This is a genomic window from Mesorhizobium sp. M9A.F.Ca.ET.002.03.1.2 (assembly GCF_003952365.1).
Classification (GTDB): Bacteria; Pseudomonadota; Alphaproteobacteria; order Rhizobiales; family Rhizobiaceae; genus Mesorhizobium.
The window spans coordinates 1,869,743-1,881,438 of sequence record NZ_CP034443.1; the positions used below are offsets into that span (position 1 = coordinate 1,869,743).

Annotated in this window: 11 protein-coding genes; 7 read left to right on the forward strand and 4 right to left on the reverse strand. The window is 64.0% G+C overall.

Annotated features, from left to right (window positions below; translation table 11 throughout):
* The first annotated feature begins 243 nt into the window (after positions 1–243).
* Positions 244–1,176, forward strand: coding sequence for an IS110 family transposase (locus tag EJ066_RS09405; protein WP_126034559.1), 933 nt, complete (start codon positions 244–246; stop codon positions 1,174–1,176).
* Positions 1,177–1,485: 309 nt separating this feature from the next.
* Here the strand turns inward: EJ066_RS09405 and xylA are convergent, their stop codons facing one another.
* Entirely contained in the window at positions 1,486–2,811 is a 1,326-nt protein-coding gene (gene xylA / locus EJ066_RS09410) for a xylose isomerase (protein WP_126037021.1), read from the reverse strand.
* Between the two features lie 105 nt (positions 2,812–2,916).
* Between xylA and EJ066_RS09415 the strand changes: the two genes are divergently transcribed.
* Entirely contained in the window at positions 2,917–3,279 is a 363-nt protein-coding gene (locus EJ066_RS09415; RefSeq protein ID WP_126037023.1) for a nuclear transport factor 2 family protein, read from the forward strand.
* Between the two features lie 196 nt (positions 3,280–3,475).
* Here EJ066_RS09415 and xylB read toward each other — a convergent pair whose 3' ends face one another.
* The 3 genes from xylB to EJ066_RS09430 form a co-directional block, all read right to left on the reverse strand.
* Positions 3,476–4,930 (reverse strand): xylulokinase, encoded by a 1,455-nt coding sequence (xylB, locus tag EJ066_RS09420; protein WP_126037025.1) that lies wholly within the window; start codon positions 4,928–4,930, stop codon positions 3,476–3,478.
* Positions 4,931–5,011: 81 nt separating this feature from the next.
* Positions 5,012–6,334, reverse strand: a complete 1,323-nt coding sequence (locus EJ066_RS09425) for a tetratricopeptide repeat protein (RefSeq protein ID WP_126037027.1) — start codon at positions 6,332–6,334, stop codon at positions 5,012–5,014.
* Positions 6,335–6,346: 12 nt separating this feature from the next.
* Positions 6,347–6,970: a LysE family translocator gene (locus tag EJ066_RS09430; protein WP_126037029.1), complete on the reverse strand. Its 624-nt coding sequence runs from the start codon at positions 6,968–6,970 to the stop codon at positions 6,347–6,349.
* Between the two features lie 205 nt (positions 6,971–7,175).
* On the opposite strand from EJ066_RS09430, the gene EJ066_RS09435 reads away from it, so the two are divergent.
* The 5 genes from EJ066_RS09435 (at position 7,176) to EJ066_RS09455 (ending at position 11,600) form a co-directional block, all read left to right on the forward strand.
* Complete coding sequence (locus tag EJ066_RS09435; protein ID WP_126037032.1) at positions 7,176–7,949, forward strand: L,D-transpeptidase; 774 nt, start codon at positions 7,176–7,178, stop codon at positions 7,947–7,949.
* A gap of 97 nt (positions 7,950–8,046) precedes the next feature.
* Positions 8,047–9,213: a diphosphate--fructose-6-phosphate 1-phosphotransferase gene (locus tag EJ066_RS09440; RefSeq protein WP_126037034.1), complete on the forward strand. Its 1,167-nt coding sequence runs from the start codon at positions 8,047–8,049 to the stop codon at positions 9,211–9,213.
* A 16-nt stretch (positions 9,214–9,229) separates the two neighbouring features.
* On the forward strand, positions 9,230–9,955 hold the full coding sequence (locus tag EJ066_RS09445; protein ID WP_126037036.1) for an MBL fold metallo-hydrolase: 726 nt from the start codon (positions 9,230–9,232) through the stop codon (positions 9,953–9,955).
* A gap of 293 nt (positions 9,956–10,248) precedes the next feature.
* Positions 10,249–10,857 carry a molybdopterin-dependent oxidoreductase gene (locus EJ066_RS09450; RefSeq protein ID WP_126037038.1) on the forward strand — a complete coding sequence of 203 codons (609 nt, stop codon included), beginning with the start codon at positions 10,249–10,251 and terminating at the stop codon, positions 10,855–10,857.
* On the forward strand, positions 10,854–11,600 hold the full coding sequence (locus EJ066_RS09455) for an FAD-binding oxidoreductase (protein ID WP_126037040.1): 747 nt from the start codon (positions 10,854–10,856) through the stop codon (positions 11,598–11,600). The genes EJ066_RS09450 and EJ066_RS09455 overlap by 4 nt, the downstream gene beginning before the upstream one ends.
* Positions 11,601–11,696: the final 96 nt, after the last annotated feature.

The following is an 11,696-nucleotide window of genomic DNA, read 5'->3' on the forward strand; positions in this document are numbered from 1 at the left end:
CTTCGAGATTAGCCGAAGCATCCCTCTCCTCGTCATCCTAGGGCGGAGCAGGAGCGAAGCGACGTCGCGGAGACCTGTGTGTTGGTTCAGGTGTATGGTTTGAAGTGGGAAGGAGGCCGAGTGGATCCTGGTCGTCCTTTCGGACAGGCCGTGGCATGGCCCGGTCCCTTCCCACCGGTGAACCATCAACCTGAACAGTTGCACGGGGCTGTTCCAAGCAGACCCCGCACCACAGGAAGAGGCATGGACATGATAGTGCAGAACTATGTCGGCTGCGACATCTCCAAGCAGTGGCTCGATTTTTTTGATGAGACAAGCAACCGATATCAGCGCATCGCCAACCAGGCCGATGCGATCGCTGCCTATGTGGCGGGCCTCGACCCCAGTCGAGACTTCATCGTCATGGAGGCGACAGGCGTCCATGACCGGCTGCTGCGCCACGCGCTGGCCAAGGCAGGCGTTCCATTCTCCCGGCACAACCCGGCGCACACTCACCCCTATGCCAAGTCGACGAGACGGCGAGCCAAGACGGATCGTCTCGATGCCAGGATGCTGAGCGGCTATGGCCGCCGCTATCAGCCTGCACCCGAGCCGGGGCCGTGCGAAGAAAACGAGCGACTTCAATCGCTTGCCCGTCACCGTGACCAACTGGTCGATATGCGGGCAAGGCTGAAGAAGCTCCTCGGTGAGGCCTTCGAGGAGACTGTCGTTGCCGAGCTGGAAGACATGATTGCCGGCTTCGACACACGCATCAAAGCGCTCGAGAGCCGGATCGCCAAAGTCATTCGTCAATCCGAGGACACCGCCCGCGATTATACGCTGATGATCTCCGTGCCCGGTGTCTCCAAGATCAGCGCGCTCTCGCTCCTAGCGCACCTGCCCGAGCTCGGCCAGCGCTCGCCTAAGTCGATCGCGGCACTCGCCGGCCTTGCCCCGTTCGATAATAAGAGCGGTAAGCTCCAACGCAGGAGCCAGATCCAGGGCGGTCGATCGCGTGTGCGTCGGGCTCTCTATATGGCGGCGCTGAGCGCCATCCGAGCCTGTGACCGCTTCAGAGCTTTCTACACCGACCTTGCAGCCCGCTCAGGCTCCAAGAAACTGGCCATCATCGCCGTCGCAAGGAAGCTCCTGGTCGTCCTCAACGCCATCATCCGCGATAAAACCGCATTCGCATGAACACAGTTGCCATGCCGTTACCCTTCGGCAGTGCTCCGGCGGATCAGGGTCGAGTGCCTCTTCGCACTGGCGTGCAGCGCAGCGGATGATGGTTGCGGCGGCCGAAGTTGCGGATACAAGCGCTATTCTGAGCCGCTGCATTCTTTGGCTACTGTAACGGCATGGATCCTAGGGTCTGCGCTCCGCTTCGCGTTCGCTTCGCCCTAGGATGACGAAGGCGAGGAACCAGCCTCGCGCGCAAAGCCATTTCAGGGCGGCGGGAGTTGGTTATCCCGCCGTCTCTCGAACAGTAGGAAGCGGCTTCCGCCCTCAGACATACCGGTTGACGATGTTCTCCAGCAACTCCTGGCGGCCGGATCTCGGCTGCGGCTCGATCTTCTTCTTGACGACCCGCTCGGCGATCTCCTCCAGCGTGCGCTTGCCGGCCAGCATCGCCTTGGCCTCGGCAGAGTTCCAGCCGGCATAGCGCTCGGCGAGCGGTCCCGACAGCGCCTTGTCCTCGACCATCCTGGCGGCGGCCTTGAGGCCGCGTGCGCAGCAATCCATGCCGCCGATATGGGCAATCAAGAGGTCCTGCGGATCGAGCGACTGGCGCCTGAGCTTCGCGTCGAAATTGGTGCCGCCCGTCTTGAAGCCGCCGGCCTGCAGGACCTGGTAGTAGGCCAGCGCCATCTCCGGCACATTGTTGGGGAACTGGTCGGTGTCCCAGCCGGACTGGTAGTCGTTGCGGTTCATGTCGATCGAACCGAAGATGCCGAGCGCATTGGCCAGCGCCAGCTCATGCTCGAACGAATGGCCGGCAAGGATGGCGTGGCCCTGCTCGATGTTGAGCTTGACTTCCTTTTCCAGCCCGAAGCGTTTCAAGAAGCCGTAGACCGTGGCGACGTCATAGTCGTACTGGTGCTTGGTCGGCTCCTGCGGCTTCGGCTCGATCAGGATGGTGCCCTTGAAGCCGATCTTGTGCTTGTAGTCGACGACCAGGTTGAGGAAGCGCCCAGCCTGTTCCTGCTCGCGGGCAAGGTCGGTGTTGAGCAGAGTTTCATAACCCTCGCGGCCGCCCCACAACACATAGTTCTCGCCCTTCAGCCGCTTAGTGACGTCGATGCAGCTCTTCACCGTCGCCGCCGCATAGGCAAACACATCCGGATCGGGATTGGTGGCCGCCCCCGACATGAAGCGGCGGTTGGAGAACATGTTCGCCGTGCCCCACAAAAGCTTGACGCCGGTCTGCTTCATCTTGCCGGCGAAGTAATCGGCGATTTCGTCAAGACGCGCCGCGCTTTCGGAAAAGTCCTTGCCCTCGGGACGCACATCGGCGTCGTGGAAGCAGAAATAAGGCGCGCCAAGCAGCGCGAACATCTCGAAGGCGACGTCGGCTTTGAGCTTGGCCAGCTCCATTGTGTCGACACTGCCGGCCTTGGCGAACCACGGCCGCTCAAAGGTCTGGCCGCCGAACGGATCGCCGCCGGGCCAGGCAAACGAGTGCCAGTAGGCGACGGCAAAGCGCAGATGGTCTTCCAGCCGCTTGCCGGCGACAATTTCATCGGGATTGTAGAACCGGTAGGCCAGCGGATTGGTCGAATCCGGCCCCTCATATTTGATCTCTTGGATGTCGCCGAAAAAACCGCTGGTCATGATTGTCTTTCCTCTCGCATGGTCCTGATTACCTCAGGCGTAATTGGTTTCGCGCCGGCGCTGGATGAAAACGGTCATGTCAAAGCCCCAACAAGGAGACAGACCATGACCGACCTCAACACGATCGCCGAAAACTACATCACCGCCTGGAATGAGAGCGACGCCGCGCGCCGGAAAGCCTTGCTCAAGGCGGCCTTCACCGAGGACGTCAGCTATCGCGATCCGATCATGCAGGGCGACGGCCATGACGGCGTCGCCGCACTGATCGACGGCGTGCAGCAGCGCTTTGCCGGCTTCCGGTTTTCGCTGAAGGGCAAGCCGGACGGCTTTGCCGACACGATCCGCTTCTCGTGGAACCTCGGGCCGGAAGGCAGCGGTTCCATCATCGAAGGCACCGACATCGGCGTCATCGAGAACGGCCGCCTGAAAAGCGTCACCGGCTTCCTCGACAAGGTTCCGGCGCAGTGAGGATTTGTTGTTAGGGCGGGTGCCAGGCACCCCCTCTGGCCTGCCGGCCATCTCCCCCTCACGGGGGGAGATTGGCAGCTTCGGCGCACGCATCCGTCCTGCGGCGCCGGCAATTGGCGAAAGCCGCGAAAGAGCGTGATCTCCCCCCTTGAGGGGGAGATGCCCGGCAGGGCAGAGGGGGGTGCCTGGCGCCCACTCACGTGGTTACGGACCTGATCGCCGGATAGAGCGCCCGGTAGCGCTGATAGGCATCCGCATAGGCATCGCTTAGTGCGGCGACCGGTTCGATGGTGGCGTCGGTGGCCGGCGCCGCGCACACTGTTAGCGGATCGGCTCCCGTCGCCGCGATCAGGCCAAGTCGGGCCGCACCGAAGGCCGCGCCGAAATCGCCGTCGGCGGGAATGTCGACTGGCAGGCCGAGCGCAGTGGCTATTGATCTCAGCCAATAGCGTGAGCGCGAGCCGCCGCCGATCGCCGTCACCCGTGTCAGCGTCGTGCCGGCCTTGGCCAGGGCTTCGAGGCTGTCGCGGAAGGCGAAAGCCACGCCTTCGACCACCGCCTGGGTCAGCACAGCGCGGCTGGATTCGTGCGCGAGCCCGGTGAACGAGCCGCGAATGGCGGAATCATTGTGAGGCGTGCGCTCGCCCGAGAGATAGGGCAGGAAGGACACGCCGGTCGGCGCTTTCAGCGCATCGCCGAGTTCGGCGGTCAGCTCGCCGGCGCCTTTTCCTGATATTTCCGACAGCCAGTTGAGCGAATCGGTGGCCGACAGGATGACGCCCATCTGGTGCCAGGTGTCGGGCAGCGCGTGGCAGAACGTGTGCACCGCGCTTTCGGGATTGGGCAGGTAGGACGCGTTGGCGGCAAACAGCACGCCCGACGTGCCGAGCGAGACAAAGGCCTGTCCGGCTCCGACCGTGCCCATGCCGCAGGCCGAGGCTGCATTGTCCCCCGCGCCGCCGGCGATCGGGATGCCAGCCTGCATGCCCCATTTCGAGGCCAATTCGGCGCGCAAGGCGCCGGCCTTTGCCGTGCCTTCGGTGAGTGACGGCATCTGCTTTTCATCGAGCGACGTCGCTGCAAGCAGGTCGGATGACCAGCCTCGCTTGCCGACATCGAGCCAGGACGTGCCGGCCGAATCCGACATCTCCGAAATATGCTCGCCGGAAAGCCAGAGCCGCAGGAAATCCTTCGGCAGCAAGACCTTTGCCACCTTGGCGAAAACGTCCGGTTCGTTGTTTTTCACCCAGGCCAGCTTTGGTGCGGTGAAACCGGGAAAGACGATGTTGCCGGTGAGCTTGCGAAAACGCGGGTCGGCGTCGAGCGCAGCCGCCTCGGCATGGCTGCGCGTGTCGTTCCACAGGATGCAGGGGCGCAGCACCTGGTCGCCGGCGTCGAGCAAGGTGGCGCCGTGCATCTGGCCGGACAGACCGATGCCTTTGACCGCGGCAAGTTCTCTCGGATGCGTGGCCTTCAGCTCGGCAACCGCTTCTTCGCAGGCGCGGATCCAGTCGGACGGGTCCTGCTCGGACCAGCCGGGATGCGGCCGCGACACGTCAAGCGACGCATGGCCGGAACCGATGACCGTCTGCCCGGCATCGATCAAAAGCGCCTTGACGCCCGACGTGCCCAGATCGAGGCCGAGATACATGGTGTCCTCCCAATGCCATTAATTTTTTCGGATCTCGAAAAAATCTGACTTGGCAGTTTTTAAGACAAGATCCGTCTCCGGTCAATTCTCCGACAAATCGGCCGCTCGCCGCGAAAGCAGCGCTGACAATGGGCTGTCCGGCCGCGCCAGCGCGCGTTCCGCGGCAAGCGCCTTTGCCAAGGCATGGTCGCCGGACCGCAATGCCGCCTCGATCAGCGTCAGGTCGATGACGTCGCGCTGCGCGTGGCTGCCGCCGAACCTATGGGCGATCGCCCGGATGGGCCGGATCAGGCGTACGGTCTCAGCGTAGTTGCCGTCACCGAACGCCTTGATGGCGAGCGTCAGCGGGTGGCCGACATCCCGCGTGAAAGCGGCGTTGTCTTCCTTGCCGCGCATGGCCTCGCGCTGCGCTTCGAGCAAGGCGCCGACCGGCGCCTCGAAGCCGGCGCCGACGAAGGCCATCATGGCGTGGGCATCGTTGAAAGCATAGTTGCCGGCGCTGGCCTTGGACCAGTTGGCGGCAACCGCCGCCCAGCGGTCGCCGACGTCGATCCCGCCCAGATAGAGCCGCCACAGGATCGCCGAGGCATCGACCATGTTGAACGCCAATGTCGACTGTTCGCCGTAGATTGGCCCGTCATAGAGCGCAAGCACCTCGTCAGTCTCGCCGAGATCGTAGTGGAACAGCGCCAGATGCCACCAATTGTGCACCTTGAGGAGGCTCTCCTTCGTCCACGCTTCGGGATTGGCGCGCATCCAGGCGATGCCGTCCTTTTGCCGGCTCTGCATCTCCATGACGTGGGCGACGGCGTGCTGCGCCCAGCCGTCGCGCGGCTCGATGTCGACCGCCGTGCGGCCAAGCTTTTCGGCGCGCGCATAATCGCCCATTTCCTCCAGCCCGAAGGCCTGCATGCCGAGTATGGCGTGATAGCCCGGCATGCCAATTTGCCAGGACGGCAGCGCGCGGCCGATGCGGTCGCGCAGCATGCGGGCATTGCCGGTGAAGAAATCAATCTGGTGCCCGGTCTGCAGCGCCAGCGCGTCGAGCGGAAACGTAATGGCGATATCCTCGAGCAGACGGGCGGCTTCATGCCAGCGTCCTCCGGCGAGATGGCCAAGGGCTGCGACATGCGCCTGCTCGCGCGTCGTCGCGGCAAGCGGCAGCGCCGCCGCGTGGCATGTTTTGGCCACGGCCGTCGCCTCGCGCTCGGTGGCGAGGCCGAACAGATAGCCCTTGAACACATGCGCCATGACGAAGCCGGGATCCTCGGCGATCGCGCGGTCGATGGAGCCGACCGGATCGCCGATGAAGCATTGCAGTTCGCGTACAGCCTGGCTGTAGAGCGAAAACCCGGCTTCCGCCGCACCCGAAAACGTCAGGCCGAATGTGTCCCTGACTGCCATGTCATCATACCATCAATTGCCTGAACGCATCGCCACCGTGGCGATGCCGGCGCCGACAAGCAGCGTGCCGCCGGTGCGGTTGAAGATGCGGATCGCCTTCGGGTTGCGCACGACGTTGCGCGCCCTTGCGGCGATCAGCGCGTAGCCGAAGGCATTGGCGAAGGCGAGCGCCAGAAAGGTCGTTTCGAAGATCAGCATCTGCGTCCAGAAATCCGCGTGCCGGTCGAGGAACTGCGGCAGGAAGGCGACGAAGAAGGTGATGCTTTTCGGGTTGAGCGCGGTGACCAGCCAGGCATGCGCCATCATCTTGGCCGACGACACCGCGTCCAGGCGCGGCTCGGCCCTGAGCGCGCCGCCGGCGCGAAACAGCTTTATGCCGAGATAGATCAGATAGAACGCGCCGATCACCTTCAGCACCGTGAACACGGTGGCCGATGCCGCCAGCAGCGCGCCGATGCCCAGCATCGACAGCGTCATCGCCGTGAAGTCGCCAAACGCCACGCCGACCGCCATCGGCAGCGCGGTGCGCCAGCCCTGGCCGAGCGCGTATGACACGACCAGGAGGATGGTCGGGCCGGGAATGACAAGAAGGATGGTCGAGGCGGCGGCAAAGGCGGCCCAGTTTTCGAAGGACATGTTCGTCTCCTTGAGCTCAAAGAAGAGGATAAATCCTTGGCCTCGCGAAGATGTAAAGGGGCAGCATCGAAAATGTACGGCACGCGGCTCGGCCAGGAGGTTAAGGCGGGGCAAGCCGTGTTCACGCTTTTTCAACCATGATTGCTGAAAATGCCCTCTATCCGGCCGGACCGTGTTTCCGGCCGACAGCGTAGGGTTTGGGTACATGCGTGAGTTGCCGCAAGGTCTGACGTCGCCGTGCAATGGCGACGCAATCGAAACCGAAATTTCCGAAAACCAGCTTTCCCGCCGCGCGATGCTGTCCGGTGCCGGCTCGTTGGCGCTGCTCGGCCTTGCCGGCTGCAGCCAGACGCTCGACCTGTCGGCGCTTCAGCTCGACGGCGGCACCACCGGCTCGATCCGGCCCATCCGCCCGAGCATCAGCGTCGACAGGAACATAACCAGCCCGGCCGTCATGTACGCCTCCGTCACCGACGGCGGCTTCACCCTGCCGGAAGTGCCCTACCTCAAGGTCAAGCCGGAGTTCCGCCGCCAGATCGTCGTCGATCCGACCGGCGAGCAGCCCGGCACCATCGTCGTCCATTCGCAGGAGCGGCTGCTCTATCTGGTGCAGCCCGGCGGTGACGCGATCCGCTACGGCGTCGGCATCGGCAAGGAAGGCTTCCGCTGGTCCGGCCGTGCCAACATCCAGTACGGCAAGGAATGGCCGACCTGGACCCCGCCGGCCGAGATGATCGCCCGCAAACCGGAACTGGTGAAGTGGCAGGGCGGCCAACCCGGCGGCCTCGAAAATCCGCTCGGTGCACGCGCCCTCTACATCTACCAGAACGGTCAGGACACCGGTTACCGCATCCATGGCTCGCCCGAATGGTGGAGCATCGGCCAGGCGATGTCGTCGGGCTGCGTGCGCCTGATCAACCAGGACATCATCGACCTCTACAGCCGCGTCTCCAGGAAGAACCCGATCGTCGTCGTCTGACCTCACTGCCGCTTGGCGGCTGCCCGACTCTCCCGTTGCGCGATGGCGCAAGACAGGCGAATGTGCCTGCAAAGCCACTGCTCGGGAGACGTGAAGCATGTCCGGAACTTTTGTGATCGCGCAAGGCGGCGGCCCGACCGCCGTCATCAACCAGACGATGGTGGGCGCCGCGCTCGAGATCCGCAAGCGGCATCCCGGCGCCAAGGTCCTGGGCTCCATCCACGGCGTGCGCGGCATTCGTGACGGCAACTATGTCGATCTTTCCGCCATCGCCGAGGACCGGCTGCGGCTGATTGGGGCAACGCCGAGCGCTGCCCTCGGCTCGACGCGCGACAAGCCGGATGCCGCCTATTGCGAGGTCATCCTCAACGGCCTGAAGAAGGCCGGCGCCGACGCCTTCATCTATATCGGCGGCAACGACACCTCGGGCACGCAGCAGATCCTGACCGACGCCGCCGGCGGCAAGATGGCTTTCGTCCATGCGCCGAAAACCATCGACAACGATCTCGAGGAGAACGACCACACGCCCGGCTTCATTTCGGCGGCCGAGTTCGTCGCCGGCGCCTTTCTCTCGGTCGACCTCGATTTCCGCGCTCTGCCGGGCATCTATGTCGGCATCGTCATGGGGCGGCATGCCGGTTTCCTCACCGCCGCCGCCGCCGCATGGCAGCTTGACCCCGACAGCGGCCCGCATCTCGTCTATGTGCCGGAACGTCCATTCTCGGCAGCTAGCTTCATCGAGGACGTGCGCGCCACGCTCGACCGCCACAAGCGCTGCATCGTTGCGGTCTCCGAAGGCGTCGGCACCGCCGACGGCAAGGCGCTGGTCGAAAGCCTTGTCCCGCCGGAGAAACTGGAGCGCGATGCGCATGGCAACGTCAAGCTGTCGGGCAGCGACCTGCCGGCCGCCCTCGAGCGCGCGCTGGCCGAAGGATTGCCGGGCAAGCGGGCGCGTGTCGACGCGCTCGGCTACATGCCGCGCGGCTATGTCGGCGCCATCAACGCCGTGGATGCGCAGGAAGCCTTCGACGCCGGCGTCTTTGCGGTCGCTGTCGCCGAACAGGGCGGCGGCTCGGTGGCGCTGCAATATGACGGCAAGAAAACCGTGCTGAAGAAGGTGCCGCTGAAGAACGTCGCCGGCAAGACGCGCCACATGCCGGATGATTTCATGAAACCGGATGTCAACCAGCTTTCCGATGCGGGCATGGCCTATCTGAAGCGGCTGGTGCCGGAAAAGTACAAGGTCGGAAAGCCGTTCGTCTGATGCCGGCTCGCTTCTGATGGACGATTGGTTCAGCAGAAGCATCGTCGATCAAAACACGACGATGCTGACCGAGCCATTCGTGCATGATTTCGTGCGCGCCAACATCTGGCATCTGCGCGGCCGCGATGTCGATCTGCTTGTCGACACCGGCATGGGTATTTGCCCGCTGGCGCCGGAGATCGATACGCCTGATGGCAAGCCGCTGCTCGTCGTCGCTACCCATATCCATCTTGACCATGTCGGCTCGCTGCACGAATTCCCGCTGCGGGCAGGGCCGAGGCACAGCGCCGCGCAATTCGACAGCATGGATGAAGCGGTCACCTACGCCCACATGTTCCACACGCTCGACGGCGCGGTCTCGAAGCTGCCGGCGCCGGGCTGGAAAGCAGCCGATTACAAAATTCCGCCGGCGCCGCTGACGCGGACGCTTGGCGAGGGCGACATTGTCGATCTCGGCGACCGGCAATTTCGTGTGCTGCATCTGCCGGGCCATTCGCCCGATTCGATCGCGCTGTTCGATGAGGCCGACGGCCTGTTCTTCGCCGGCGACGCCATCTACGATGCCATGCTGATCGACGACCTGCCGGACTCCGACCGCGCCGCCTATCGCCGGACGATGCAGCGGCTGCTCGACCTGCCGATCCGCATCGGCCATGGCGGCCATGGACCGAGCTTCGACGCCAGGCGAATGCGCGAAATCGCCACTTTCTATCTCAAGCGAACAGACGGGATAGGCGCATAGGAGGCTTCGGCAGGACGGGAAGACATGCGAACTCAGGGCAAACCTGAAGCGATTGTCTTGCAACCACGGGTAGTTTCAACTTGACATGTGAGGGCAGTTATGCTAGGAATTATTTCACGGTGCTGATTTGCGCCGACGACCCGCCGCGAGGCGGGTTTTTTATTTTCCGGTTCTGTCGCGGCCAAGATTTCGGTTGCCCGCCAGAGCATCTTCGAGAAGACTGGTGCAGGCCGGCAGACGGCCTTCCAGCAAACGGCCCCAAGCAAACGGCCCCAAGCAAACGGATTGTCTCGATGGTCACCCGCGGCTTCTCCGGGCGAAAGCCCCCCACCGACACGGATGCGCGTATCCCGCCCGGCCAATACCTCGAGCAAGGGTTTCCGGTGCTGTCGGCCGGGCCGACGCCGCGCGTGCGCACCGAGGAGTGGTCGTTCACGCTCAAGCACGGACCGCGGCCGGTCAAGACGTGGAATTGGAAGGAATTCAACGCGCTGCCGCTGACCAAGATGACCCGCGACATCCATTGTGTCACCGCGTGGACCAAGTTCGACACGGCGTGGCAGGGCGTGCTGGTCGACGACATTCTGGCGGATGCCGGCATCGAGCCACTGAGCCCCTTCACGCTGGCGCTGTCTTTCGACGGCTATACAACCAACGTGCCGACGAAGGATCTCACCACCGGCAAGGCGATGGTGGCGCTGCTCTACGAAGGCAAGCCGATCACGCCGGACCATGGCGGCCCGGCGCGGCTGCTGGTTCCGCATCTCTACTTCTGGAAATCGGCCAAGTGGCTGAACGGCTTGCAGTTCACCGAGCGCGACGAGCCGGGTTTCTGGGAACTGCGTGGCTACCACATCTATGGCGACCCGTGGCGCGAGCAGCGCTATACGGGCGATCCATGAGCGACGGGCCGGCGGCGCAGTCGCCCTGGCAGACGGTCACCATCACCCGGATCGAAAAGCGCACGCCGCGCGTCACCAGCTTTTTCCTCCGGCCGTCGCGGCCTTTCGCCTATCGTGCCGGGCAGCATGTCGATGTCAGGCTGACGGCGCCGGACGGCTATCAGGCGCGCCGCTCCTACTCCATCGCCTCGGCGCCGGAATCGGGCGAGACGATCGAACTGGCGATCGAAAGGTTAGACGACGGCGAGGTCTCGCCGTTCTTTCATGAGGTGGCGGCGGTCGGCGACGAGGTCGAATTGCGCGGCCCGCTCGGCGGCCACTTCGTCTGGTCCGACAGCGACGGCGGCCCGCTTCTGCTGGTCGGCGGCGGGTCGGGCGTGGTGCCGCTGATGGCGATGATCCGCCATCGAGCCGCGCTGAAATCGGCGGTGCCCATGGCGTTGGTGTTTTCCGCGCGTGTCTGGAACGAGGTGATCTTTCGCGACGAGCTGATCGACTTCCACGATCGCCGGGACGGCTTCGATCTGGTGCTGACGCTGACCCGCGAGCCGGCCCGGCGCCCGGCGGATCATTCGCGGCGGGTCGATGCCGCGATGATGGCGCAATCAATAGTGCGGCTTCCCGCGCCGCTAAGGTTCGCCTTTGTCTGTGGTTCGAATGCCTTCGTGTCGGCCGCTGCCGAGGCGCTGATAAATGCCGGCGTTCCGGCAGGCCTCATCCGCACCGAACGCTACGGGGTCTAATGCATGTCGCCCAAAAGTGCGCAGCGGTTTTGGGATAACGACATGCATAAGAACAAGAACTTAAAGCGCGTGAATCCTTTCAGGCGCGACGCGCTT

Coding starts and splice junctions, on each gene's coding strand:
- EJ066_RS09405 (WP_126034559.1), top strand. CDS start 244: ATGGACATGATAGTGCAGAACTATGTCGGCTGCGACATCTCCAAGCAG.
- EJ066_RS09440 (WP_126037034.1), top strand. CDS start 8,047: ATGTCCGGAACTTTTGTGATCGCGCAAGGCGGCGGCCCGACCGCCGTC.
- EJ066_RS09450 (WP_126037038.1), top strand. CDS start 10,249: ATGGTCACCCGCGGCTTCTCCGGGCGAAAGCCCCCCACCGACACGGAT.
- EJ066_RS09445 (WP_126037036.1), top strand. CDS start 9,230: ATGGACGATTGGTTCAGCAGAAGCATCGTCGATCAAAACACGACGATG.
- EJ066_RS09425 (WP_126037027.1), bottom strand. CDS start 6,334: ATGGCAGTCAGGGACACATTCGGCCTGACGTTTTCGGGTGCGGCGGAA.
- xylB (WP_126037025.1), bottom strand. CDS start 4,930: ATGTATCTCGGCCTCGATCTGGGCACGTCGGGCGTCAAGGCGCTTTTG.
- xylA (WP_126037021.1), bottom strand. CDS start 2,811: ATGACCAGCGGTTTTTTCGGCGACATCCAAGAGATCAAATATGAGGGG.
- EJ066_RS09415 (WP_126037023.1), top strand. CDS start 2,917: ATGACCGACCTCAACACGATCGCCGAAAACTACATCACCGCCTGGAAT.
- EJ066_RS09430 (WP_126037029.1), bottom strand. CDS start 6,970: ATGTCCTTCGAAAACTGGGCCGCCTTTGCCGCCGCCTCGACCATCCTT.
- EJ066_RS09455 (WP_126037040.1), top strand. CDS start 10,854: ATGAGCGACGGGCCGGCGGCGCAGTCGCCCTGGCAGACGGTCACCATC.
- EJ066_RS09435 (WP_126037032.1), top strand. CDS start 7,176: ATGCGTGAGTTGCCGCAAGGTCTGACGTCGCCGTGCAATGGCGACGCA.